Origin of the sequence: Desulfovibrio sp. 3_1_syn3 (genome assembly GCF_000145315.2) — a bacterium.
Taxonomy (GTDB): Bacteria; Desulfobacterota; Desulfovibrionia; order Desulfovibrionales; family Desulfovibrionaceae; genus Desulfovibrio; species Desulfovibrio fairfieldensis.
The window spans coordinates 209886-234679 of the sequence record NZ_ADDR02000002.1; the positions used below are offsets into that span (position 1 = coordinate 209886).

Annotated in this window: 23 protein-coding genes and 1 tRNA gene; 8 read left to right on the plus strand and 16 right to left on the minus strand. The window is 62.9% G+C overall.

Annotation, left to right across the window (positions count from 1 at the left end; translation table 11 throughout):
- Positions 1-268 precede the first annotated feature (268 nt).
- From HMPREF0326_RS12180 to hisD, 6 genes are all read right to left on the minus strand, one after another.
- The gene (locus tag HMPREF0326_RS12180) at positions 269-547 is read right to left on the minus strand and encodes a hypothetical protein (RefSeq protein WP_008684972.1); all 279 of its coding nucleotides are present in this window, start codon (positions 545-547) and stop codon (positions 269-271) included.
- Between the two features lie 316 nt (positions 548-863).
- Positions 864-955, minus strand: a tRNA-Ser gene (locus HMPREF0326_RS12185).
- 294 nt (positions 956-1249) lie between these two features.
- Positions 1250-1390: a hypothetical protein gene (locus HMPREF0326_RS16890; RefSeq protein ID WP_009302331.1), complete on the minus strand. Its 141-nt coding sequence runs from the start codon at positions 1388-1390 to the stop codon at positions 1250-1252.
- Between the two features lie 10 nt (positions 1391-1400).
- Positions 1401-2171 carry an enoyl-ACP reductase FabI gene (locus HMPREF0326_RS12190; RefSeq protein WP_008684971.1) on the minus strand — a complete coding sequence of 257 codons (771 nt, stop codon included), beginning with the start codon at positions 2169-2171 and terminating at the stop codon, positions 1401-1403.
- A gap of 72 nt (positions 2172-2243) precedes the next feature.
- Positions 2244-3131, minus strand: a complete 888-nt coding sequence (locus tag HMPREF0326_RS12195; RefSeq protein WP_008684970.1) for a phosphoribosylaminoimidazolesuccinocarboxamide synthase — start codon at positions 3129-3131, stop codon at positions 2244-2246.
- 147 nt (positions 3132-3278) lie between these two features.
- Entirely contained in the window at positions 3279-4583 is a 1305-nt protein-coding gene (gene hisD, locus HMPREF0326_RS12200) for a histidinol dehydrogenase (RefSeq protein WP_008684969.1), read from the minus strand.
- A gap of 323 nt (positions 4584-4906) precedes the next feature.
- Between hisD and grpE the strand changes: the two genes are divergently transcribed.
- The gene (grpE, locus tag HMPREF0326_RS12205) at positions 4907-5434 is read left to right on the plus strand and encodes a nucleotide exchange factor GrpE (protein WP_442852262.1); all 528 of its coding nucleotides are present in this window, start codon (positions 4907-4909) and stop codon (positions 5432-5434) included.
- A 229-nt stretch (positions 5435-5663) separates the two neighbouring features.
- Here grpE and HMPREF0326_RS12210 read toward each other — a convergent pair whose 3' ends face one another.
- The 6 genes from HMPREF0326_RS12210 to HMPREF0326_RS12235 form a co-directional block, all read right to left on the minus strand.
- The gene (locus HMPREF0326_RS12210) at positions 5664-6203 is read right to left on the minus strand and encodes a GNAT family N-acetyltransferase (protein WP_008684966.1); all 540 of its coding nucleotides are present in this window, start codon (positions 6201-6203) and stop codon (positions 5664-5666) included.
- A gap of 122 nt (positions 6204-6325) precedes the next feature.
- On the minus strand, positions 6326-7444 hold the full coding sequence (locus HMPREF0326_RS12215; RefSeq protein WP_008684965.1) for an HD-GYP domain-containing protein: 1119 nt from the start codon (positions 7442-7444) through the stop codon (positions 6326-6328).
- Positions 7441-8037 (minus strand): PqiC family protein, encoded by a 597-nt coding sequence (locus tag HMPREF0326_RS12220; protein ID WP_008684964.1) that lies wholly within the window; start codon positions 8035-8037, stop codon positions 7441-7443. The genes HMPREF0326_RS12215 and HMPREF0326_RS12220 overlap by 4 nt, the downstream gene beginning before the upstream one ends.
- Positions 8037-9002, minus strand: a complete 966-nt coding sequence (locus HMPREF0326_RS12225; RefSeq protein ID WP_008684963.1) for an MlaD family protein — start codon at positions 9000-9002, stop codon at positions 8037-8039. Before HMPREF0326_RS12225 ends, HMPREF0326_RS12220 begins: the two co-directional genes overlap by 1 nt.
- Positions 8999-9862, minus strand: a complete 864-nt coding sequence (locus HMPREF0326_RS12230) for an ATP-binding cassette domain-containing protein (protein ID WP_051149952.1) — start codon at positions 9860-9862, stop codon at positions 8999-9001. Before HMPREF0326_RS12230 ends, HMPREF0326_RS12225 begins: the two co-directional genes overlap by 4 nt.
- Positions 9863-9869: 7 nt before the next feature.
- Positions 9870-10997, minus strand: a complete 1128-nt coding sequence (locus tag HMPREF0326_RS12235; protein ID WP_008684961.1) for an MlaE family ABC transporter permease — start codon at positions 10995-10997, stop codon at positions 9870-9872.
- A gap of 79 nt (positions 10998-11076) precedes the next feature.
- On the opposite strand from HMPREF0326_RS12235, the gene polA reads away from it, so the two are divergent.
- From polA to HMPREF0326_RS12255, 4 genes are all read left to right on the plus strand, one after another.
- Complete coding sequence (gene polA, locus HMPREF0326_RS12240; protein WP_008684960.1) at positions 11077-13845, plus strand: DNA polymerase I; 2769 nt, start codon at positions 11077-11079, stop codon at positions 13843-13845.
- A 197-nt stretch (positions 13846-14042) separates the two neighbouring features.
- Complete coding sequence (locus tag HMPREF0326_RS12245) at positions 14043-15821, plus strand: TraB/GumN family protein (RefSeq protein WP_020990579.1); 1779 nt, start codon at positions 14043-14045, stop codon at positions 15819-15821.
- Positions 15818-16711 (plus strand): hypothetical protein, encoded by an 894-nt coding sequence (locus tag HMPREF0326_RS12250; protein ID WP_008684957.1) that lies wholly within the window; start codon positions 15818-15820, stop codon positions 16709-16711. Before HMPREF0326_RS12245 ends, HMPREF0326_RS12250 begins: the two co-directional genes overlap by 4 nt.
- Before the next feature lie 16 nt (positions 16712-16727).
- Complete coding sequence (locus tag HMPREF0326_RS12255) at positions 16728-17786, plus strand: radical SAM/SPASM domain-containing protein (RefSeq protein ID WP_008684956.1); 1059 nt, start codon at positions 16728-16730, stop codon at positions 17784-17786.
- On the opposite strand, the gene HMPREF0326_RS12260 is transcribed toward HMPREF0326_RS12255, so the two are convergent.
- The 4 genes from HMPREF0326_RS12260 to HMPREF0326_RS12280 form a co-directional block, all read right to left on the minus strand.
- A complete protein-coding gene (locus HMPREF0326_RS12260) occupies positions 17783-18421 on the minus strand; it encodes a hypothetical protein (RefSeq protein WP_008684955.1) in 639 nt (212 codons plus the stop codon). The genes HMPREF0326_RS12255 and HMPREF0326_RS12260 overlap by 4 nt on opposite strands.
- A 67-nt stretch (positions 18422-18488) precedes the next feature.
- Positions 18489-19247 (minus strand): translation initiation factor 2, encoded by a 759-nt coding sequence (locus tag HMPREF0326_RS12265; RefSeq protein WP_232221557.1) that lies wholly within the window; start codon positions 19245-19247, stop codon positions 18489-18491.
- 321 nt (positions 19248-19568) lie between these two features.
- Positions 19569-20326, minus strand: a protein-coding gene (locus HMPREF0326_RS16895) for an IS5 family transposase (protein ID WP_147568319.1) whose coding sequence is annotated in 2 segments (ribosomal slippage) — positions 19569-20002 and positions 20002-20326 — 759 coding nt in all. Because the reading frame shifts where the segments join, the coding sequence is not laid out codon by codon here.
- 50 nt (positions 20327-20376) lie between these two features.
- Positions 20377-21615: an HD domain-containing protein gene (locus HMPREF0326_RS12280; protein ID WP_008684947.1), complete on the minus strand. Its 1239-nt coding sequence runs from the start codon at positions 21613-21615 to the stop codon at positions 20377-20379.
- Positions 21616-21929: 314 nt separating this feature from the next.
- Between HMPREF0326_RS12280 and rplM the strand changes: the two genes are divergently transcribed.
- The 3 genes from rplM to HMPREF0326_RS12295 all read left to right on the plus strand — a co-directional run bounded on the left by rplM (position 21930) and on the right by HMPREF0326_RS12295 (position 24704).
- Complete coding sequence (rplM, locus tag HMPREF0326_RS12285; RefSeq protein WP_008684945.1) at positions 21930-22364, plus strand: 50S ribosomal protein L13; 435 nt, start codon at positions 21930-21932, stop codon at positions 22362-22364.
- 12 nt (positions 22365-22376) lie between these two features.
- On the plus strand, positions 22377-22769 hold the full coding sequence (gene rpsI / locus HMPREF0326_RS12290) for a 30S ribosomal protein S9 (protein WP_008684943.1): 393 nt from the start codon (positions 22377-22379) through the stop codon (positions 22767-22769).
- A gap of 120 nt (positions 22770-22889) precedes the next feature.
- Positions 22890-24704 carry a YcaO-like family protein gene (locus HMPREF0326_RS12295; RefSeq protein WP_008684941.1) on the plus strand — a complete coding sequence of 605 codons (1815 nt, stop codon included), beginning with the start codon at positions 22890-22892 and terminating at the stop codon, positions 24702-24704.
- The last annotated feature ends 90 nt before the right edge of the window (positions 24705-24794 follow it).

Genomic DNA, 24794 nt, shown 5'->3' on the forward strand with positions numbered 1-24794 from the left:
TTTTAATTCTACTCGCTATCCGAGCGTGTGCCTTCCTTCCCGGAGGTTGGAAAGCCAAGCATCAAAGAGCGATGAACGGATGAACGAAAGACTGTGTACATAGGAAGATTGTAATCATTTAGATACAAACTTCAAGATGAGAAATGACCCAACCCAAATGAAACGGTAGAATTTGCGGTAATCACCTTCCCAGTCCAACCGCAAGGGGGTCGGGGGAAAACGGGAACCGATCAATGTGAATGGTGATTTGTGTTTCCTCCGGCGTCAATCACGCTGCCCCGACCTTCACGTCGCCTCCAACGTCAATGTTATCCTTGAACGTCGACGGTCCCTCAAATGTCAGCCCGCCGGGGCCGCTCATGCTTCCCTGTTGGGCTGCGGCCAAATTCAGGCTTTCAGCGGAGCTGCCTACTGACATACTGCCCTTTGATTGCACCGTTCCGGCACCTGCGGCGGTCTGGGTCATATTGCCGCCCACGCGCAACTCGTAATTGCCCTTCACGTCAAAAAGACAATTCCCGGTGGCGCTGTAGTAAATATCCGCCAATCTGTTCAACCGTCTGGTAGTGCTTGATGCAGTCCCGTATCCAGGCCGTCGAAGGCAGGTACAACGTCTCTCCCTCTTTCAGCCGCTCGCGGGGGTTAGCCTACGGCACTTCATAGCCACCAACTTCAAAGACCCGCAGTGAGCACAAGAGGTACTTGGGCACCTGAACCCCAGGACCACGCGAATCTATCTGCATGATCTGGAAGTGGACAGGAAAGCGGCGGACATTTTTGAGGCAATCACCAATCAAATCACCAATTGTCAAAGTTCCACCAATGAAAAAGGGGTTACTGTTTTTCAGTAACCCCTTGAAATCTGGCGGAGAGGGTGAGATTCGAACTCACGGTACGCTGTTAACGTACACACGATTTCCAATCGTGCTCCTTAGACCAGCTCGGACACCTCTCCGTGGATGGGCGAATGCTGGCACCCGCCCGTAAAGCCGAATCTGTATATGCTAAAACCGTGTCAGCCGCAAGCAAAAAGTGCGGTCTGTGCTACCATAACTTGTCCGGCGGCTTGCCGCCGGGGGGCGTATCGCTTTTTTCCCTCCACCGGAGGTGATTGATATTTGGCGCTCACGGGCTGTGATTGGCGAAGGGCGTGCCTTCACAGCCTTTTTTGAACAGCCAGGCCAGAGCCAGCACAATCACAATCGCCAGAATACTCCAGAACATGGCGTTTTCCCCGGCGTCGGCCGGTTCAGGACTTGTCCTTCTTGTTGTCGTCGTCCTCAGAGCGCGGCGGACGTTTTTTACCGCCTTGCGCGCCGCGCTGGAAGGCCCAGAGCCCGAATGCGGCCAGCAGGGTAATGCCCAGAGCGTTGAGGGTCAGATAATCCATACCGCCGCCGTCAGGCCGAAATGCCGATCTGGTTGAAGCCGCTGTCCACGTAGATGATTTCACCGGTGACCGCGTGGGACAGCTCCGAAGCCAGGAAGACCGCCGCGCCGCCCACATCCGTGGTGCTGACGTTGCGGCGCAGGGGGGCGTGGGCCTCCACATGGTTGAAGATGTCCTTGAGGCTGGATACCGCCGAGGCGGCCAGGGTTTTGATGGGCCCGGCGCTGAGGGCATTGACGCGCACGCCCTTGGGGCCCAGATCATAGGCCAGGTAGCGCACCGAGGCTTCCAAGGCGGCCTTGGCCACGCCCATGACGTTGTAGCCGGGGATGATCTTGGTGGAGCCGTGGTAGGTCATGGTGATCACTGAGCTGCCGTCGTGGAGCAGGGGCTCGAAGGCCCGGCAGAGCCCGGTGAGCGAATAGGCGGAAACCTCCAGGGCCAGCTTGAAGCCGTCGCGCGAGGTGTCCACAAAGCGGCCCACCAGATCCTGGCGGTTGGCAAAGGCCACGGAATGCACGAGGATATCCAGATCGCCCCATTTTTCCTTGACCAGGTCGGCGGCGGCCTGAATTTGGGCATCGTCGCAGACGTCGCACTGGAAGGTGAATTCCCCGCCGAGTTCCTCGCTCAAGGGCTCCACACGCTTTTTGATGGCCTCGCCCACATAGTTGAAGGCCAGCCGGGCCCCCTGGGCTTTGAGACATGAGGCTATGCCGTAGGCAATGCTTCTATTGTTGGCGAGCCCCATGATCAGGGCCTTTTTACCTTGCAGCAGCATGGCTTCTCCTTAAAAACAAGCCGGCGCGCCGGCCTTCGGTTAATGAATGTTGGTCCTGCGGGTGCGAGCCCGTTAAATTTCGCTGGTCAGAATCTCGTAGGCTTCCTTGTAGCGTTCCGCCGTGGCCTGAATGACTTCTTCGGGCAGGTGCGGCGGGGGCGGCTGCATATTCCAGGGCTGCTTCTTGAGCCAGTCGCGCAGATACTGCTTATCAAAGCTGGGCTGGCCCTGTCCGGCCTTGTACTGGTCAGCGGGCCAGAAACGCGAGGAGTCGGGCGTGAGCACTTCGTCGATAAGGTGCAGGCTGCCGTCTATGAAGCCGAATTCAAATTTGGTGTCCGCCACGATGATGCCGCGCCCGGAGGCATAGGCGCGCCCGGCCTCGTAAATGGCCAGGGAGGTTTTTTCCGCCAGACGGGCCGTGTCCTCGCCCAGCAGGCGGGCGGCTTCGGCCACGCTGATGTTTTCGTCGTGCTGGCCCAGTTCCGCCTTGGTGGAGGGGGTGAACAGGGCGGGCTCAAGTTTGTCCGACTCGCGCAGGCCCTCGGGCAGCCTGTAGCCGCAGAGCTGGCCCGTGGCTTGGTAGTCCTTCCAGCCGGAACCCGTGATGTAGCCGCGCACGATGCATTCCACCGGCAGGGGCTTGGCCTTGCGCACCAGCACGGCGCGGCCTTCCAGCTCGTCCTTCCAGGGGGCCAGGGCGGCCGGAAAACGGTTTACGTCGCTTTCCAGCAGATGGTTGGGGATAATGTCCTTGAATTTATCCATCCAGAACAGGGTGATCTTGTTCAGGATCACGCCCTTGTAGGGAATGGGCTCGCTCATGATCACGTCAAAGGCCGACATGCGGTCCGTGGTGACGATGAGCAGCGTTTTTTCGTCCACATCGTAGATGTCGCGCACTTTGCCGCGCGAAAGCAGAGGATAGGCGGTGATGTCCGTTTTGACGACGACTTTCATATGAGCTCCTGTTGTGCCGCTAGAGCATTTTCACAATGAAAATTACCCTGTACTGTTAAAATGCTCGGCCTTGTGAAACAAGGCCCGCAAGATTCCCGTAGGTGGGCTTTGCCCTCCGTAAAGCGGAAATCTCAAGCGTGCTATGCTCTATTTGTGCCGGCGGGCTTCCACCGAGCGGGCATGGGCCTCCAGGCCTTCCAGACGGGCCAGGGCGGCGATGGCCGGGGCATTTTGCAGCAGGAAGGCCGACGAGGCGGCCACGATGCTGGTTTTTTTGCAGAAGGTCTGCACGGAAAGGGCCGAGGAAAAACGCGCCGTGCCCAGGGTGGGCAGCACATGGTTGGGACCGGCGTAATAATCGCCCACGGCTTCGGGGCTGTGCTGCCCCATGAAGACCGCGCCCGCATGGCGGATGTGCGGCAGCACGGCCCAAGGGTCGCGGGTGCAGATTTCCAGATGCTCCGGGGCCACGCGGTTGGCCACGGCCACGGCCACACTGAGGTTGGGCACCACCACGATGGCGCCCCAGTCCATGAGCGAACGCCCGGCGATCTGAGCCCTGGGCAGGCTTACGTACTGGTTGTCCAGTTCCTGCTGCAGGCTTTCGGCCAGGCGGGGATCGTCCGTGACGCAGATGGCCGAAGCCAGGGGGTCATGCTCGGCCTGAGAGAGCATGTCCGCCGCGATCCAGCTCACATTGGCCGACGAATCGGCCAGGACCAGCACTTCGCTGGGGCCGGCGATCATGTCGATGCCCACTGTGCCCTGAACCAGACGCTTGGCCGTGGTCACATAAATATTGCCCGGTCCGGCAATGACGTCCACCGGCGGCAGACTCTGCGTGCCGTAGGCCAGGGCCGCGATGCTCCAGGCCCCGCCCACGCGGTAGACTTCGTCGATATCCAGCAGATGGGCGGCAGCCAGGATGTGCGGGTTGACGCTGCCGTCCTTGCGGGGCGGCGTGCAGACGGCCAGACGCGGCACGCCCGCCACCTGGGCCGGAATGGCGTTCATCAGCAGGCTGGAAACCAGGGGCGTGTTGCCTCCCTGGCCGCCGGGCACGTACAGGCCCACGGCATCCACGGGCAGAACCCGCTGACCCAGGATGCTGCCGTCCGGCCGGGTCAGAAACCAGGATTTCTCCAGCTGGGCTTCGTGGAAAGCGCGGATGTTGGCGGCGGCCCCGCTGATCTGCTCCCGGCTTTCCACGGAAACCGACGCCGCGGCGCGGGCGATTTCCTGTTCGCTTACGCGCAGGGGCGGGGCGAAATCCGGGCAGTCGAAACGGCGGGTAAAGTCAACAAGGGCTTCGTCGCCCTTGCCCCGCACGGCGGCCAGAATGTCCCGCACGGCATTTTCAACCCCGTCGCCGGGGTTGCTGCGGCCCTGCAGCCACTGGGCGGCTTTGGGCCATTCCTGTTCGTTCTGCAGGGTCAGAATACGGCATGTCATAGGCAAGTCCTCTCAGCAATCGGGACAATATACAGGAGGGCCGCGAGAATGTCGAGGCGCATGCTGGGTATTGCCTGCTGGAGAAGCGTCCGGAGCTCCGGCAATGTCCTGCGCGCGCCGCCGCATCTTGACAGCACGGCGCGGCGACCTTACTCAATACAGATATACACCGTCATGAAGCATCCATCGGGATGACGTTTTCAGGGCGGCACGTTTCAGGAGGAAGCATGCGGCGTCATACGATGCAGTCATATATGCGGTCGGCCCAGGCCGGTGAGGAATTTCAGGACGAGGCCGGCGAAGGCCGTCCGGAGCAGGAGGGCATGAGCCCGGATAACAACGGGTGGGATAACGCCTTGCGCGACGAAGCCCTTATGCCGGAAGACGCGGGCGCGGCGGACCAAGCCCAGGCTGACGCCGAGGCGCGCCTCAAGGCCGAGGTTGAGGAACTGCGCCTGCGCGCCGCCGCGGAAATGGAAAATTTCAAAAAGCGTCTTACCCGGGAACATCAGGAACAGATGCGTTACGCGGCCGAAAACGTGCTCAGCGATCTGTTGCCCACGCTGGACAATCTGGATCTGGCCCTGCAATACGGCAGTAAGCACGAAGCCTGCAAGGACATGCTTCAGGGCGTGGCCATGACCCGCAAGCTGTTGCGGGAGGCGGTGACCAAGCACGGTCTGACGCCGCTGGGCGAAGAGGGCGAGGAATTCAACCCGGAAGTGCATGAAGCCGTGGGCTTTGATGCCCGGCCGGATCTTGCCTCCGGCGCTGTGGCCCGCGTGCTCCAGCGGGGCTACAAGCTGGGCGACCGGCTGCTGCGCCCGGCCAAGGTGATGATCAATCAGTAAGAACGATTTGCCCCGGCACGCCGACGAGCGCTGATCCGGTCTGCGCGGGCGGAACTCCTGGGGGCAATAGGGTTTTTATCCGGAAAATGCCCGGTTCGCCGGGCATTTTCCGCGTTGCGGGCTGCCTTCGGTCGCTTTGCCGGAATGAATCCTTTGAAACGTGCAGCGTTTCAAAGGTAATCTGCTCTAAGAGCAGCGCGCAGATGCGCCCGCGCGCTGCTTTTCGCGTCTATTCCCCGCAATTGTAGTATAGTCTTTTTTCAAAAAAGAGATGCCTATCGTGAGCAATCAACCCGCCGACCTTCATGCTGGTAGTCCCCGCCAGCTCAAACCCCAGCTTCCTGTATAAGGAAACAGCGGGAATGTTTTGTGAGCCTGTGTCAAGTCTGACTGCCTCGCATGAACGCTGTTTGGCTATTTCCAGCGCGTAATTTACAAGTGACGAACCAATGCCTTTTCCTGCCATGCCGGGGCGTACAATGACCAGATGGATGACCATCACTTTTTCGGCTGCCGCCTGACTCGGCCAGTCTATTTTCCCATATTCATCCGGCTGCCGCATATCAACAATGATGCTGCCCGCCGGAGTACTATCCTCTTCGTATACAAATAAGGCCCCAGCCAGCAAAGCTCTCTTTGCATCTTCTCGCGTTGGGTAAACACCCTCTTGAAAGACGGTAAATGCGCCGTGTTCTCTTTCATGTAAAAAATGCTCTTGGTATCCTTCTTCTATATGATCCAGATCCGCGGCGACTGCCTGTCTCAGCATTTTGTTCTCCTCTTGAAAAACAAGCTGGAAAAGCCGATGAACGCCCTGTTCATCAACTTTTCCAGCGTCGTTATATCCACATTGAAGCGAACGGCAACGGCTCAAGCCATGACTATTTTTTCTTACGCGGGGACGTCGACGCGCTTGCCTGCGTCATCCTGATCGGAATAGCGCTCCGCAATGTCCCGGAACCGGTCCTGGATGGCCGCGAAGGCGTCCACCACATCCGGAGCGAACTGCGTGCCGCGTCCGGCCAGGATGATTTTAGCGGCCATCTCATGATTCATGGGCGGTTTGTAGACGCGCTGGCTGCGCAGGGCGTCGTAGACGTCGGCCACGCTCATCAGCCGGGCCGAAAGGGGAATTTCATCGCCTTTGAGCCCGCGCGGGTAGCCCTTGCCGTCCCAACGTTCGTGATGGCAATAGGCAATGTCGCTGGCGACCCGCAAAAAGGAATTACCGCCCAGCACCTGTTCGGCCGAAGCCAGCACCGCGCGTCCGCGCACGGTATGCTCCTTCATGGCCTCGTACTCCTCGTCCGTGAGGGGACCCGGCTTTTGCAGCACGGCGTCGGCAATGGCCACCTTGCCCACGTCGTGCAGGGGCGCGGACAGATAGAGCCAGGAAATGGCGTCCGCATCAAGACGGTCCACGTATTGGGGCAGGGTAGCCATATGTTCGGCCAGGGCCCGGACGTAATTCTGGGTGCGTTTGATGTGAGCGCCGGTTTCCGGGTCGCGCCATTCGGCCAGGCTGGCCATGGCGTGAATGGTGGCTTCCTGGGTCAGGGCCAACTGCCGGGTGCGCTCGTCCACCAGTTCCTTGAGGTGGTCGCGGTAGCGTTTGAATTCGAGCTGGTTGGCCACGCGGTTACGCACCAGCGAGGCCTGGAAGGGCTTTTTGATATAATCCTGCGCGCCCAGGGAAAGGCCCTCGGCCTCGTCGGCCTCTTCGTTCTGGGCCGTGATGAACATGACCGGGATGTCGCGGGTGCGCGGCAATTCCTTGAGCCGGCGGCAGACGTCATAGCCGTTCATGCCGGGCATGATCACGTCCAGCAGAATAATGTCCGGCGCGGGTTCGCCGCCGGCCAGGCGCAGGGCGTCCCGGCCGTTTTTGGCGAACATGATGGTATAGTCCCCGCGCAGGCTTTCGCTCAGAATGCGCAGGTTTTCCGGCGCGTCGTCCACGATCAGCACGCGGCTGGGCGCGGGAACGGCGTCGGAAGCAAGGCTGCTCATGATTTTTTTCCGCGCATCAGCGGCGGCAGCTTTTCGGCCAGATAGTCCGCCATGCGACGCACCAGACGGCTTTCCGCGCCCACCAGCAGGTCGTAGGTTTTGCCCCGCACCATCTCCTCGGAGGCGTAGATGCCGCGGCCGAGGATGGCGTTGTCCCTGTCCCGAAGCGTCCAGCGCGTCTCCAGCACGGCCTTGTCGTCAAAATTGCCGTCCAGGCGCTGCACGTCCAGCAAAAGGGTGAAATCGCCGCTGCTTTCGTCGCCGGAGGGCAGCACATTGATGCCCCCGGCCAGCAGCGGCGGGGTCAGCACTTCCTGGGTGACGCGGCGCACGCCGTTGCTGACGGGTTCGGCCCAGGCGTGGAACTGGGCCACGATCAGCTGGGTCTGGCCGTCCACGCGGCTGACAATGCCGCTGCGGTCCAGATACTCGGGCACGCTGACCTGGGCCACGCGCAGGCTTTTGGCGGGCAGGCCGTCGGCCTGCACCGGTCCCAGCGAGCTTTCCAGCAGATAGTAGTTGGTGGGCGTGCTGCGGCCGCAGGCGGTCAGCAGGGTCAGCAGCGCGGCCAGAAGAAAGATATGGCGTGACATCAGCGTGTTCCTTTTCTGCCCTTGAGCAGGGCTTCCGGGTTGCGTTCAAGCAGGTCCGCGAGATCGCGCAGCGCACGGGCCGCTGCGGTGCTTTCCTTGAGCAGGCGGCGCAGATCGTTCATGGCGGGCGAGTCGCGTCCCAGCACATCCTGGGCCGAACCCGAAACCCTGCGCAGCTGTTCGGCGGCCTGGGCCATGTTGGTCATGGCCTCGCGGAAGGCCACCAGCGCGCCGGGCAGCTCCTGGCGCACGGCACGGGCCGCGCCGTCGATCTGCTGCAGGGCGCTGTCCGCCGCATTGCGCAGGGGGCTGTCCTTGAGCATCCGCTGCGCCTCGGCAAAGGTGCCGGCAAAGGAGGCGATGCCTTCCTTGAGCTTGCCGTCGGCCAGGGCCTGGGCCAGATCTTCCAGAATGGAATCCAGCGAATGGACCATCTGTTCCAGAGGCAATTTGGCCAGGGTGCGCTGGAGCGTATCAATGGGCGAGGGAATGGTGGGAATTTCCAGATCCGGCGTGGAGGAGCGGAAATTGGCCGGGGTGTCCGGGTGGAAATCCAGCTCGATGCGGTATTGGCCGGTGATCAGGCTTTGCAGTTGCAGCCGGGCGCGCAGGCCGCGCTGGACCATGCGGCGGACGATCTCCTGCTGAAAGGCCTCGGAGATGCCTCTGCCCCCGGCGCGCACAATGCTTTTTTCGTCAATGCGGATGTGCACCGGGATGGTCACGTTGGAATCGCGCGAGTTGGCTACCAGGCTGATCTGGGTAACGCTGCCCATGGGCACGCCGCGGAAGACCACGGGCGCGCCGATGGAAAGGCCGCTCACCGAGCCGTCAAAATAGAGCACGTACTCGAGGTCGTTGCTGAACAGGCGGTTCCCGGCCAGCAGAACCAGGCCCAGGGCAAAGAGACCGATGCCGCCGAGCACAAAGGCGCCCACCATGGTTTTGTATGCTTGTGAAGTCATTCTGACGTATCCTTGTCGGGCGTGGCTGCCCCGGCGTCGTCACGGGCGGAGTCCTCTCCGCGGCGTTCGCCGCCTCTGGTCAGGAAGAGCAGGGCGCGCTTCTCGGTATGGGGATCGCGCACCAACTCGTTGGGATTGCCCCTGGCTGTGACAGAACGGGTCTGCGCGTCCAGAAAAATGCTGTTGCTGGCAATGGCGAAAATGCTGGCCAGTTCGTGAGAGACGATCACAAAGGTGGTGCCCAGCGTGTCCCGCAATTCCAGAATCAGCTCGTCCAGCAGGTGGGAGCTGACCGGGTCCAGACCGGCCGAGGGCTCGTCCAGGAAGAGGATCTGGGGATCCAGGGCCAGGGCGCGGGCCAGACCGGCGCGCTTGCGCATGCCGCCGCTGATTTCCGAGGGATAATAATCCTCAAATCCGGCCAGCCCGGCCAGGGCCAGCTTGAGCGAGGCCTGTTCGCGGATTTCCTCGTCGTCCAGATCCGTATACTGTTGCAGGGGCAGGCCCACGTTTTCGGCCAGAGTCATGGAGCTCCATAACGCCCCGCCTTGGAAGAGCACGCCCGCGTGGCGCATGATTTTCCGGCGCACTTCCTCGCCGCCGCCCCAGAAATCCGTGCCCCCGTAAAGCACTTGCCCGGCCTGGGGGGGCTTGAGCCCCATGAGCACCCGCAGCAACGTGCTTTTGCCGCATCCCGAACCGCCCATAATGAAAAAAACGTCTCCGGCGCGCACGTCGAATTCCACATTGCGCATGAGCACAAAGGAGCCGTAGCCCACTTGCAGGCCGCGCACGCTGACCCGGATCTCGCGTTCGCCCGGCCCGGTGCCGCCCGCCGTTTGGGTGTTGTCTTTGCCCATGCTCATGTCAGACGCCCAGTACGTTGCAGATGACGGTGATGGCGGCCGTGGCCACGATGATGCCCACAATGGAATGGACCACCGCCGTGGTGGTGGCCTGTCCCACGGCCTGGGCGCTGCGGCCGCAGCGCATGCCCTGGTAACAACCGGCCACGGCAATGACCACCCCGAAAACCGTACCGTAAACCAGGCCGATGAGCACATGCTTGAAGGGCACCATCTGGGTGGTGGCGTTGATGTATTCCATGGGATTGAGGTCCAGCATCATGACACCCACCAGATAGCCGCCCAGCACGCCCATGAGGTCGGCGTAGAGCGTCAGCAGGGGCACCATGGCCGTGAGCGCCAGTACGCGCGGCAGCACCAGAAAGTCCACGGGCGAGATGCCCAGAGTCGCCAGGGCGTCCACCTCTTCGTTGACCTGCATGGTGCCGATAAGGGCGGCGTAGGCCGCGCCCACCCGGCCCGACATGACCACGCCCACCATCACCGCGCCCATGACCCGCAGCATGCCGATGCCCACCAGGCCCGCCACATAGATCTGCGCGCCGAACTGGGTCAGCTGCACCGCGCCCACAAAGGCCAGGATCAGGCCGAAAAGCATGCTGGTGACGGAGATGATGGGCAGGGCCTGCACCCCGCATTCATACATGGCGGCCACGAAATCCTGGCTGCGCATCTTGGACCGGCCCAGAAAAAGCCGCCAGATGGAGAGCGTCACCTCGCCGCAAAAACTGAGAAAGTCCCCGACCGTGGGCGGCAGGCTCAGGGCCGCGTCCCCCAGGCCGGACAAAAACGTCGCGTCGCTTTTTTTGCGGGCCGCGCCTTCCTGCGCGGGAACGGCGAAAGCCATGTGCAGCAGGCGTTCCAGTCCTTCGGGCAGAGCCAGATCCACATCCAGCTTGCGGGCGCGCGCGGCCTTGACCATCTGCACCAGAAAGACCAGCAGACTGGTGTCCCACCGGCCCAGACCATTTGCTTCCAGGCGCAATTCGCGCACGCGCTGGTCCGCAATGCCGGCCAGGGCAGCGTCGGCTTCCTCGGGCCACGGCTCTTCCATATTCCAGCGGCCGCCCACGCTTACGAGCCAGAGCGGCCCCTGGGCCGAAGCTGTCACTTGCGGACTTGTTTCCATCCCTATACTATACCCGCAGCATGTCTTCTCCGCAAGCGGCGACGCCGACCGGGCCGCGCAACCCTCAACCCCTACTGCCATGTCACTGAAAGAACGCCTGGGCCTAGCCTCTGATCCCATATTTCTGATGGACGGTTCCGCCTTCATTTATCGCGGCTTTTTCGCCAATAAAAATATGCAGCGCTCCGACGGTTTCCCCACCAACGCCCTGGTGGTGGTGACCCGCGTGCTGTTGCGCATCCTGCGCGAGGAGCGGCCCCGGCATTTCGTCTTCGTCAAAGACGGCAAGGGCAAAAATTTTCGCCACGATATCTTTCCGCTGTACAAGGCCAACCGCGACGCCATGCCCGAGGATCTGGCCCGGCAGATCGAGCCCATCCTGCGCATGGTGCATGCCCTGGGCCTCAAGCTGGAAGTCTCGGAGGGCTGCGAGGCCGATGACTGCATCGCCTCCCTGGCGGCCCGTTTTTCTTCCGAGCGCCCGGTGGTCATCGTCAGCGGCGACAAGGATCTGAAACAATGCCTGGGCCCCAACGTCTATATGTGGGATCCGGCGGCGCGCGAGGAAAAACTTCTCAACGAAGCCGAATTCCGGGCCGAGAGCGGGGTGAGCCCGGCCCAGTGGCCCGACGTGCAGGCCTTGGTGGGCGACGCCAGCGACAATATTCCCGGCGTGCCGGGCATCGGCCCCAAGACCGCGCGCCAGATTTTCGAGATCTGTCCCAGCCTGGAGGACATCCGGGATCATTTCGTCCTGCTGCCGCCCAAAATCCAGGACAAGATGCGCGGCCATCTGGAGGATATGTTCATCTGGCGGGAGCTGACCACCTTGTCGCTCAAGGCCTGCGAAAGCCTGACCCTGGACGACATGGCCGTGCGGCCGCTGAATGTGCCGGAATGCCGGGCTCTGGCCGAGGAATTCGAACTCTTTGCCCTGCGCCGGGAAATGGCCTCGCTGCTGCGCCGCCAGAGCGATGAGGATGCGGCCGCGCCGCCGCGTCCGGGCGCGCGGACAGAGGATGCCGCGTCCGGAGCCGAGGGGGCCGCCGCGCAGAAAGCCGGTGCGCAAAGCGTTTCGTTCGCTGCGGCGTCATCCGGCGGCGCCTCGCGGTCCCAGACCCGCACGGGCGCGCAGATGAGCCTGCTGGATGCCGTTGAAGAGCCTCTGGCCCCGGAACTTTCGGATGTCGCCGCCCTGCCGGACTGCGCGGGCCGCCATGTGGCCCTGATCTGGCCGCAGGGTCCCAAGCAGCCGCCGCATCTGGCCGTGGGCGATCCGCTGTCCGAGACGACGGAGCCTGCGGAATACTGCTGGACCGGGCGCATGGACATGCTCTGCGCCTGGCTGCAGTCGGCTCGGCGGCTGGTGGTGGCCGATCTCAAGGCCCTGCTGACCGCCGCGCCCTGTTGGCGCAATCTGCCTCTGGGCGAAACGCCGCCGCGCTGTTTCGACCTGGGCCTGGCCGCCTATCTGCTCAATCCCGAGGAAAGCGATTACGGCTGGCCCCGCTTGGCCGCGCGCTGGGGGGCGGCTCTGAAACCCGAGGGCGGGGGTCCGGCCCGGCTGGCTCTGGCCATGGCCGAAGCCCTGGAGGATCGTTTGGTCCGCGACGGGCTGCGCGAGCTTTACAATACGCTGGAACTGCCTCTTACTCCGGTGCTGGCCGAAATGGAAGGGCGCGGCGTGGCTATCGACGCCGCCGCGTTCCAGGCCTTTCTCTCCGACGTACAGCACGAGCTGGACCGCCTCACCGCCGAGGTCTACGCGGCGGCGGGAACGACCTTCAATATCCGTTCGGCCCAGCAGCTGGGCGATGTGCTCTTCAAGACCCTGAATCTGCCCTCGCCGCGCAAAACCAAGGGCGGGCAGGCTTCCACCAGCCAGCAGACTTTGGAAAAACTGGCCGGACGCCACGCTGTGGTGGACAGTATTCTGCAATTCCGCAAACTGGAGAAGATGCGCTCCACCTATCTGGACCCGCTGCCGCGCCTGGTGGACGGGCAGGGGCGTATCCATACCACCTTCAATCAGAAGGCCACGGCCACCGGGCGGCTGTCTTCCAGTAATCCCAACTTGCAGAATATTCCCGTGCGCGGCCCGCTGGGCAAGCGCATGCGGGCCTGCTTCATCGCCGGGCCGGGGCGCACCCTGGTTTCCGCCGACTATTCCCAGGTGGAACTGCGCGTGCTGGCCCATATGTCCCAGGACGCGGCCCTGCTGGACGCCTTCCGCCAGGGCGAGGACATTCACGCCCGCACCGCGGCCCTGATCTATGACCTGCAGGCCGGTGAGGTCAGCCCGGACCAGCGCCGCAATGCCAAGACCATCAATTTCGGCCTGATCTACGGCATGGGCGCGCAAAAGCTGGGCCAGGAACTCAAGATCAGCACCGCCGAGGCCAAGGAGTTTATTACCCGCTATTTTGAACGGCTCACGGGCCTCAAGGCTTTTTACGAGAACGTGGAGGCCACGGCCAAACGCCAGGGCTACGTGACCACCCTGGGCGGCCGCCGCCGTCTGTTGCCCGACATTCTTTCGGCCAACGGCCAGGCCTTTGCCCTGGCCCGGCGGCAGGCCATTAATACGGTCATCCAGGGCTCGGCCGCGGACATCATCAAGCTGGCCATGCTGGCCGTGGCCCATGACGCGGAACTGCGGCGCATGGACGCCCGCCTTCTCTTGCAGGTGCATGACGAACTGTTGCTGGAAACGCCCGAAGCCACGGCCGAAGCGGCCGGTGCGCGGGTGGCCGCCCTGATGAGCTCGGTGGCTCCGGGCGGCGAGACGCTTTCCGTGCCTCTGGTGGTGGATTGGGGGGTGGGGCATGATTGGGGCACCGCCCACTAGGTTTTGCCTCTCCCAAGCGCCTTTTGCCCCTTGGACTGCGTCAAAGGAGCGTGCGCGGGCCAGGGCTGTACATAAGAGTACTATCCCTGGCCCGCGCACGCTCCTTTCCTTGCCAAAAGACAAAATGCCTCTTGGGAGAGGCAAAACGGAGAGGCAACGCCTGAAACAGAGCTTGGGAAAACATTTTTTGTAACTGTATGGAAACCGAATTTCTTGCCCGTATCAACGCCCTGGCCCGCGTGCCGGAGCATTCTCTGCCGCTCATGCGGGCCATGTCGCGGGGTGCGCCCTTTCGTGTGGGGCCGTATCTTTTTTGGGCCGCCGAGGACTGGCTCATGGCCGTGGCCTATCCCCTGCGCGGCAAATACAGCCACACGGCCTTTGAGGCGGCCCTGGACGAAGCCCTGGAGAAAAGCGGGGCCGTGAGCTGCTGGGCCGTGGGTCCGGATCTGCCGCCGCGTCTGCATCCTCATATTGTCGATCGCGACCGTTATTATCTGCTTTCGGCGCGGGCCGAGCCCCCGGCCCGGCTGCGCGGCGTGTTGCGCCGCGCGGCTGCCGCGCTGCGGGTGGAGGAGGGCCGCGAGTTCACTCCGGCCCATCGGCGGCTCTGGGCGGAGTTTATGGGGCGCGCGGACCGGAAAGAGGCCAGGCCGCTGGCCCCGCATGTACGCGAACTGTACGCCCGTACTCCCGAGGCTCTGGCTGAAGCGGACGGCGCGCTGTGCCTGCTCAACGCCTGGGATCAGGATGGCCGCCTTGCCGCCTGCCTGCTGCTGGACGACGCGCCGGAAAAATTCTGCTCCTATGTGCTCGGCGCGCATTCCCGCGCGCAGTATACGCCCCACGCGGCGGACCTGCTGTTCGCGGCCATGCTGGAAAAGACCCGCCGGGCGGGCAAGCGCTACGTGCACCTGGGCCTGGGCGTCAATGAAGGTATTTTGCGCTTCAAGCGCAAATGGGGCGGCAGGCCCTATCTGCCCTATGTCATGGCCGCCTGGGAGGAAAAACCGCGTGCCGCGCGCAACGATACGGCCCGCGCATTGACCCTGGCCCTGCTGCGAGCCGTTGCCGCACCCTCGCCGTCACTGCCGTCGCCGGAGAACGCGCGGCCCGACCAGCGTCCCTTTGCCATGCTCTGGGAAGTGGAAAAAAACGGCAGAGTGTCCTGGCTTGGCGGCACGGCCCACTTCTTCTGCTATTCCTTTGAGACGTCCTTTATCCGCTTGTTCCGCAAGGTGGACAACGTGCTGTTCGAAGGCCCGCTGGACGAGGACGCCCTGGCCGCCGTGGACCAGGCGGGCAAACGGTTGCCGCCGGAGCACAAAGCGCTGCTGGAAATGCTCGCCGAGGAGGAAATCCGTCGCCTGGAACGGGTGGTGCGCGGCCCGGAGGGCCCGCTGGTCCGCTGGCTGGGCATGGAAGCCGCGCGCAAGGCGGACGTGCGCTGGCTGTTGCGCCATGCCCGGCCCTGGTGCGCCTTTTTCTCTCTCTGGACTGCCTTTCTGGAGCGGCAGGGCTGGTGTGGTTCCGTGGATATGGAGGCTTGGCGCATCGCCCACAATATGGGCAAGAACGTGATCGGCATGGAAAATCTGGAAGAACAGCTGGCCTCGCTGGAGTCGGTGCCTGTGGAGCGGGTGTTACGTTTTTTCCGGGCCTGCGAAGGCTGGAAGGCCCAGTCCCGCCGGAACATGCGCGCCTATCTGGCCGGGGATCTTGAGCGGATGATGGGTTCCAGCGCGGAATTTCCCACCCGCACGGAATATGTGGTCAATGTCCGCGATCAACGCTTCCGGGAGCGCATGCGGCCATATCTGGAAGAAGGCCGGTGCGTGGTTTTCGTGGGCGCGGCTCATCTGGTCAATCTGCGCCGCATGCTGGCGGAAGACGGCTTCCGGGTGCGCCGTTGCCTGCCCGGCCTTGGGCACAAACTGCGCGCGCTTTGGCGCGGAGACGCGGAGGTGCGCTGGTGACGCCGTTCGGGGACGCAAAAAATCCGGCGCGCGGCCTGTACGGTGGGCTGTCCGGCGGTTTGGCCCGCGTGACGGCGCAGGCCGTGACGCCGGAACAGCTTCTGCCCTATGTGGGGGCCGTGTCCGGTCTGCGGCCCCGCCTGTTCGGCGGCTGTGTGGGGCACACGGGCGAAGGCGAGGTGGTGCTTGTGGGCTACCCGCTGCATGACCCGCGCGATACGGCGGCCGTGGACGCGGCCGTGCGTGAAGCCCTGACCGTGCCCGATCTGTCCCGAATTACGGTTCTGGCCGCCGCGCGCCCGGCCGCCGCGCCGTCCGGGGCCGAGAGCCGGGAAGACGCCTACTGGTCCCTGCCCCTGCCTGTGCCCCCTGTGGGCCTGAAGCTGCGGAACATGCTGCGCCGGGCCGCGCGGGACATCACGGTGGAGCAGAGCGGCGGCCCGGACTGCTGGACAGCGGAGCACGCGGCCCTGGTGGAAGATTTCTGCCGCGCCCGTGCTCTGGAGCCGGGCAGCGTGCATATTTTCCGGCAGCTGGAAGCGTACCTGGCCGCCGCGCCGCAGGCCCGTCTGTTTTCCGCCCGCTGCCGGGACGGCGGCTTGGCTGGATGTGCCATCGGCGATTACTCGTCCTTTTCCACCGCGTTTTACATGTTCGCCTTTCGCTGTCCGGACGCGCCGCCGGGCACGGCGGACGCGCTGTTGGCGGCCCTGGCGGCCGAAGCGGAAGCGCGCGGGCACGGCCTGCTCAATCTGGGCCTGGGCATTCATCCGGGCGTGGCTTTTTTCAAGAAAAAGTGGGGGGCAAGCCTTTTTCTGCCCTGTGTGGAAACCGGCTGGTCCGTGCGGGCGGCAAAAAAGAGCTGGCTGGCGCGCCTGCTGGGACGCTGATTACGGAGGGCTTGTCATGATCGGGAATGATCCGTTGCGAAATCCGGCCTTCCGCGCGCCCGGTCTGGGCGAACGCCTGCGGGAATTGCTGCTGGGCGAGCGTCGTCCTCTGGACTGCGTGCAGGTGGAAGTGACCTCCTGCTGTGCCGGGCGCTGCGTCTATTGTCCGCATACCACTCAGGCCGCCTTCTGGCGGTCGCGCCACATGCCGGATGCTGTTTTCGCGGCCCTTTGGCCCTTGCTGCGCCGCTCTGGCCGGGCGCATCTCCAGGGCTGGGGGGAACCCCTGCTGCACCCGCGCTTTTTTGATTTCGCGGCCTTGGCCCGCAAGGCGGGCTGTCAGGTGTCCAGCACCTCCTGCGGCCTATGCATGGATGCGGACCTAGCCGCGCGCATTGTGCAAAGCGGCATGGACATGCTGGCTTTTTCTCTGGCGGGCACGGACGCGGCCTCCAATGCGGCGCGGTCCGGCGTGCCCTTTGAGCGGGTCTGCGAGGCCGTCCGCCTGGTCCGGGCCGCTCAGCATGCTTCGGACGCGCGGAAGGAGACGGCCCTGGAAGTCCATCTGGCCTATCTGCTGCTGGCCGACAGAATAGACGCCGCAGCCGGGCTGCCTCGGCTGATGGCCGAATTGGACGTGCGCACGGCCGTGATCAGTACGCTGGACTATATCGCCGCGCCGGAACAGGCCGCCCTGGCCTTCGCTTCGGAAGAGACGGACAAGATCGCCCGCGCCCGTGCCGTGCTGGAGCGCGCCGCCGCGCAGGCCGAGGAGGACGGGAGGGAAATCCATTACGCCCTGCCGGGCCCCCGGCCTTTGGCGGACGCCGGAGGATGCCGCGAAAACGTGGCCCGCAGCCTGTACGTGGATGCCGACGGCGCGCTTTCGCCCTGCGTCTACCTCAATGTGCCCGCTGACCGGGACGAGCCGCGCCGTCGGGTCTTCGGCAACGTTCTTGACGACGATCCCTGGGCGGTGTGGAACAGCGAAGCGTTCGGCGGGTTCCGCGCCGCGCTGGCGCACAACGCGCCGGACGCCTGCTGTCTGGCCTGTCCCAAGCGTTTTGAGGTTTAAGACGCCCCGTCACGGGCTGCCGCCGTCTTTTGCACGGCCAGCCAGCGCGTGTGTTCGTTCCGATAGCTGAAATCGCGGGACGGATGATGGCACTGCCAGATCAGGGTATGCGGATGGTCGGCGTAGACGTAGAGCGGCAGGGAGACTTCCAGCGTGGTCAGTCCTTCCTGAGGCAGCCAGCCGTTCTTCAGCAAAGTCTGGCCCCAGACGATGAGATAATCGGGCGCAAGGATATCCAGAAGGGCGGAAAAGGCCTCCCGGCCCCGGCGGATGTCCTCCGGCGTGTGCCCGTCGCCGGGATTGGTCTTGATCCTTTGAAAAAAGACGGCATAGGCCAGCTTCTGCCAACAGTGTTCCGGCGCGCCGTACTCCCGGCCGCCGAGCATGGCTTCAATATTGCGGATATAGCGGATCCAGTGGTCGCCCTTCATGCCCTTGGCGCTCTCGTCCAAAGCGGTGCGCACCACGGAACGGACGAAGCTCCGGTTCTGCCCAGCCGGGGCCGGGCCGTGCGCCGCTTCGCCCAGCATGGCGATCCGTGGCGCGGCAGCGCCGTATTCCGGGCCTATATAAGGAAGAAAATGGAGCGCGGACTGCGCCTGCAGGCGCGCTTCCATGCTTTTCAGTGAGGTCATGGCGAAACTCCTTCCCCTCCATATAAGTCCCGGCTGGGAAGGAGCAACGGCGCAAAAGGGAATCGCGTCAGGAACCGGCGGGCCGCTGTTGGCGCAGAATAATCCGCAGGGTGTCTGCCTCCGGTCCGGTCCGCCCCTGAAGGGCCTGCTCCAGACGAGAGCGCACCAAGGCATGGCGCGGGGCCAGTTCGTAGAGCGAGGCGGCCGCCGCCGCGCAGACCGGAAAGGACGCTTCGTTCTGGCGCCCCCCGGCATTGAGCCGGGCATAGCGCAGGGCGGCATTGATGATGGCGTCCAGATAACCGACCTTGCCCGAAGCCAGAAAGGCCGCCCAGTACATTTGCAGGACCGATTTCTCGGCATAGATGTCCCAGCGGGCCAGCGACGCGGGGCTGCTTTGGATCTGGGCCAGCAGCGGGGCGTCATCCGGGCTGAGCAGTTCGCCCAGCAGGGCCGTTTCGTCGGGCATCCCGGCCAGATGCGCCACCCAGGCCAGGGTACGCCTGCCGTCTTGGCTCAGCCCGGCCTGCGGCGGCAGAAGCAAGGAGCGCGCGGAAGGGTCGTCGCGCAGGACCTCGGCCAGGAAAGCGGCCACCATCAGCCGTTTTTCACCCTGAGCCAGGACGCCCTGGCCGTCAAAAGAACGCAGAATGCCGGGCAGCACTTCGGGGCGTTTGTTCTGGTAGTAAAATTCCATATCCCGCGCATACAGGGGCAGGCTTTTGGAAACGGAGAGGGCGTCCACCGGGCGGGGCGACAGGAGGCAGAGCGCGGCCAGCAGAAACGCCGCCAACGGCGGAAGCAAAGGGCGGGTGGTTCTGTTCATGACTGCCATGGCGGAGTGAATATCTTGGAGCAATTTTACTTTGAAATTGTTCTAACGCCGAACACGGTGCGGCGCGCCGCGAAGACCGGCCCGACGGGCGGCCCGTAGGGCCGTGCCTGTAGCCCAAAGGGCGTACAGGCATCAAGAGCAACGCGGCGTGGATTGCGGCGAAGCGACCGAAGGCAGCCCGAAGGGCTGTCCCCGTTGGCGACAACGGAGCCATACGAGGAGCGACAGCAGCGATAACCGCGTTTTTCGCCGGAATGCCAACTTTGAACGTTGTAAAAGTTCAAAGTCAATCTGCTCTAGGGCCTGTTAACACTATTTCAGAGCTATAACAATTAACGCAAAGACGACAAAGGCCAGGAACATGACATCGAGCTTATCGAACCGAGTAAAAACACGGCGGAAGCCTTTGAGCCTCCTGAAAAGCCGTTCTACCTCATTACGTCTTTTGTATAGCTCTTTGTCATACTCCCACGGTTTCAGTCGGTTGGGATTGGGCGGCACCACCGGAGTGAAGCCCAACTCACGTCCCAAGCGAGTCGTTTCATTACCCTCATATGCGCCATCCATAAGCAAGCTGCACGGCGCTGGCATCGGCCCCAACTGGACAAGCAGCCTGCGCCCCTCGGGGGCATCGCCGGCGTTGCCGGGAGTGAGGCTGAAATTCAACGCGCATTCAGCATTCGCGGCAACCATATGAAGCTTGGTCGTCCAGCCGCCTCTGGACTTTCCGATGGACTGCGGACCTGTTTTTTTAAGGCCCCTGTTCCATCGGGATGAACTTTAACAATAGTACTGTCGAGAGAAACTGCTTCTATTTTAAGGCGGAGTATCTGCTCTTGTTGAAGGCGTTCAAATATACGGTCAAGAACTCCGTTCTTGCTCCAGCGGTTCATGCGCGTGTAGATGCTGTGCCAACAGCCAAAATTTTTCGGCAGTCCACGCCATTTACACCCATGCTCCGCAACGTACAGAATCGCATTCAACACCTGGAGATTGTCAAAATGGACATTACCTCTTTGGCGCGGGAAGCAGTCAGCGATTCTCTCATATTGTTCACGAGTAATTTGCATAAGACATTCTTACGGAATACTCGCTCTTTGTCAAATAGTGTTAACAGGCCCTAGTCAAAGTCGGCCAGCAGCGCGCCCAGATGCAGGCATTCCAGCGGGCTTTCACAAAGTTTGGCCTTGAGCCGGGCCTGGGCCTCCTGCAAATGCGGAGAGGAAACGCCGTTGCGGATGGAACTGTGCGCCTCCAGAAAGGCGGCCAGCCAGTCGCAGATCTTGAGCATCTGGCCGTCCTTGGGGTCCAGGGCGTCGGCGTTGCAACTACGCTGAAGGGTCTCAAAACCATCCACTTTGATGATATTGCCGCCCTCCCGGTGGCATTCCTGAAATTCCGAGCCTACGCCCAGACCCAGATAGTAGGAAATCCGTTCCACCAGGGGTGCGAAGCCCTCGTCGCGCAGGGGGCGGAAAATGCGCCGCTCCAGTTCCGCTTCCTCGTATTCTTTGAGGATCAGGGGCAGGCTGGCCACGGACTGCTTGACCGGGGAAATGATGTCGCGGGTCAACAGTTCGGGCAGGTCGTGGAACAGGCCGCAGAAGAAATTGTTGTTGGCTCTGGCCGTGCAGGCGTCCACCGAAAGGCTGAAGAAGTAGGCGAAGGTCGCCACAATAAACATGTGCCCGAGCACCGAAGTGGCCGGAATGCGCGGAGCCTGCGTCCAGCGGATCTGGAAGCGCAACTGCCCGCAGAGATTGGCAAAACGGGCCAGGGCTGTGTTGGGCGTGAGGATGGCCTCCATTCCCTCCAGATCACGGAAGGTATCCAGACGCTCCACAAAGGAGTCGTCGATCTCGTCCATTTCATCGTCAAAACCGTTGAGCGGCTTGATGAGATGGAATTCCCATTGCGAGGCATAGAGATGGGCCGCGGTGAGGATACGCCGGGCCGGGCCGCTCTCGTCGCCCCTGAGGTGCCAGGCGCGCATCCGCTCCCAGAAATTTCCCAGCGGGGAGAGCACCGGCTCAAGCCGGGCCAGCACATGTTCGGTGAGCTGGCGGAAGTGGGCGGGATTTTCCTTGATTTTGTAAAAGACCGGCGGCTTGATGTCCGTGATGATCAGGCGATAGAAATAGTCGAACAGACCGCCTTCAATGATGTCGCGCGCCAGGGTCAGACGTTGCTCGTCCGGCAGCGTGCGGGAATTTTCATGCCAGAGCACGCAGGCCAGCAGCATTTTATGGGCCTGCTTGTCGATTTCCAGCAGTTCCGCGGGGCGCAGCTTGTCGTTCCAGCGCAACAGATACGCGCCGGAAAAGATCAGTTGCAGCAGGCTCTTGCGAATGACCGGCATACGGTATCCTCAACTAAAGACGCGCACGGCGGCGGGGCGTGGTGCGGGCCGCGGCTGTGGGTCTTAAAAAGTAATGGCGAAAGTATAGGGGCATGTGCTACAAAGCTCAAGCGCTGCGAAGCCGACGGAAAATCTCTGTCAGGCACGGATAGCGCTTGACACGTCCCGGCCTTTGGCGTATCAAATCGACCTTTGCAGTGGTCCTGCCGCCACCCCCCGTTAGACGGCGCGACGCTGGACGAATTTTTTTCAGCCTGACGGCTGCCGTATATTTTTTGCTGCTTATTCCAGCAGACCCTGAGGAGTTCATTCTGATGAAGACGTTCAGCCCTACCCCCAAAGACATCGACCGCCAGTGGTTTGTGGTTGATGCCCAGGATCAGGTTCTTGGCCGTCTGGCCAGCCAGATTGCCCATCGCCTGCGCGGCAAGCACAAGCCTGAGTTCGCCCCGCATATGGATAACGGGGATTTCATCGTGGTGGTCAACTGTGAAAAGATCAAGGTGACCGGCGCGAAAATGACCGACAAGAAATACTACCGGCACTCCGGCTGGGTGGGTGGCCTCAAGACCACGACCCTGGGCGATGTGCTGGCCGACAAGCCTTCGCGCGTTCTGACGGCCGCCGTGCGCGGCATGCTGCCCAAGAACCGCCTGGGCCGCGCCATATTGAAGAAACTCAAGGTTTATGCCGGGCCCGAGCATCCGCACATGGCCCAGAATCCCCAGCCGCTGACCCTGCCTTACTAAGGAGTGCACGCCATGAGCGAGAAATTTGAATACGGCACCGGACGCCGCAAGACCGCCACGGCCCGTACCCGCATTTACGCCGGTTCGGGCGGCATCACGGTTAACGGGCGCTCCTTTGAGGAGTATTTCCCCCGCAAGACCCTGCAGATGATCATCCGCCAGCCCCTGGTGCTGGCCAAGCTGGCTGAAAAGCTGGACGTGCGCGTCAATGTGGCCGGCGGCGGCGTGACCGGTCAGGCCGAGGCCGTGCGCCACGGCATTTCCCGCGCCCTTCTGCTGGTGGACCCGGCTTTGCGCCCTGTGCTCAAGAAGGCCGGTTTCCTGACCCGCGACGCCCGCAAGAAGGAACGTAAAAAGTACGGTCTGCGCGCGGCCCGCGCCCGGTACCAGTATTCCAAGCGTTAATCCGCCTTTTATTCCGGAAATCCCTCCTGCCGGGGATTTCCGGAATATATCTGCGCGACAAGCGGGCCGTCCCATGCGGCCCGCTTTTTTTGTAGCTATTGTTCCGCGCGAGGAACCATGATGCCCGGCCATTCCCAAGCATCCGGACCCTATCCGGCACCGGAAGGATCGCCTGTTGCGCCTTCCCCCATCGACTACACCTACACCCACGCCGAAACCCTGGCGACCACCGGCTATTTCTCCTGCGAACCGCCGTCCTCCCTAAGTCTGGAGGCGGCCTTGGAACGGCTGGAGGCAACACCCTTGGACGACTTTCTGCACCAGCATCTTCTGCGGGTTCTGAGTAAAAAAAGTCCGGGCGAGCTGCGTTCTCTGGCCGCAACCTGCTATGACGCCGCCGCCGATGTTTTCATCAGACCCGCCCTGGCCGGTCTGCTGCTGGAATGCGCCTTGCTGCTGCCCGCCTGCCGGGAAGTGTGCAATGGCTTTCCCGCCGACGCCGCCGCGCGGCTGGCTCCAGCCAGCCCGACAGTCTACCTGCGGGCCGCGCTTCAATCCGACCGGGAGGCCGCCGCAGCCTGGAGCGCTTTGTTCCGCGCCAATATCTGCGGCCATCATCCGCTTCCCCGGCCGGACGAGGCGGACATCCCCCCGCTGTTTTGCCCGCGAGAATTGGCGGCAAGAGCCGAGGAACTCGCGTCGCGCGCCGATATCTTGGCCCGCGAACATGCCCGCTGGAAAAGCGAAGACTGGGAGCCTCGGGAACGGCCTCCGGCCAAGGAAACTTTTTTGCGCGCCCTGGACGCCCTGATGGAGGCGGGCTTCATCGCCGGACCGGAAATGCGGCATGAAGCCTCGCTTTCGCCCATTGCCCTGCTGCGCTCCTGGCAGGTGGACATCAGCGTGCGCAACAGCCGTCTGAACCACAGTCTGCGCGGCCAAGCCACGGCCTATGGCCGGGGGCTTTCGCTGGCCCAGGCCCGCGCCTCTTACGCCATGGAAATCGTGGAGCGGGCCAGCGCCTACGTCAGCGTGGGACCAGGCCAAGCCGGGATTGGCGGCGAAGTGCTGGACCGCAAGCTGCCCCTGTTGTTGATCAAAGCCCGTTATGCGGACCTCAAAGCGCAGGGAAGGGCGGTGCTTGATCCCGGACTGTTGCCTCTGGAGGCATCTTGTCCGGACGCGCCCCTGTACTGGCTGACGGCCCTTGCCGTGGACGGCGCGGAAGTGCTGGTTCCGGCCCAGGCCGTTTTTCTGTTCTGCAATCTGGACGAGCCGGGCCTCTTTCTGGCCGGGGGCTCCACGGGACTGGCCTCGGGCAACAGTCTGGACGAGGCCAAAGTGGCGGCAATCACGGAGATTCTGGAACGGGACGCCGAGGCCACCACGCCCTTCAGCCGGGCGCTCTGCTTTACTCTCAGAAGCCGCGACCAGCGCATTCAGAGCCTTTTGGAAGACTATGCCGCGCGCGGCATCCGCGTGCAGTTTCAGGACCTCACCACGGAACTGGGCCTGCCCGTGTACCAGTGTTTCGTCACGGCTCTTGACGGTGCCGTGGCGCGGGCCACCGGCGCCAATCTGAACGGCGCGCGCGCGGCCCTGGCCGCCCTGACCGAAACGCCCTGGCCCTATGTCTGGGCGCGTCCGGCTCCCTTCGGCAAAGCATCCGGGCCCGGCCTGGCGGGCTTGCCCGAGCGCGTGCTGGAAGATCTGCCGGATTACAGCCTGCCGTCGGCCGAGGCCAATCTGCGCTTGCTGGAAAGCGTGCTGGCCGGGCACGGCAAAAGCCCGCTCTATGTGGACCTGACCCGGACGGATCTGAATCTGCCCGTGGTCCGCGTTCTGATTCCGGGTCTGGAGCTTACCGCGGAATGGGACAGTTTTTCGCGGCCGAGCCTCCGGCTTTTTGCGCGTTACGCGGCCATGTATAAATAACGCACTGATATCTCCGCTTTTTTTGTGAATTGCGACAAGAGGCCAAGTGGTCTATACTTGCTGTCACATACCTGTCACAGCGGCGGGAGG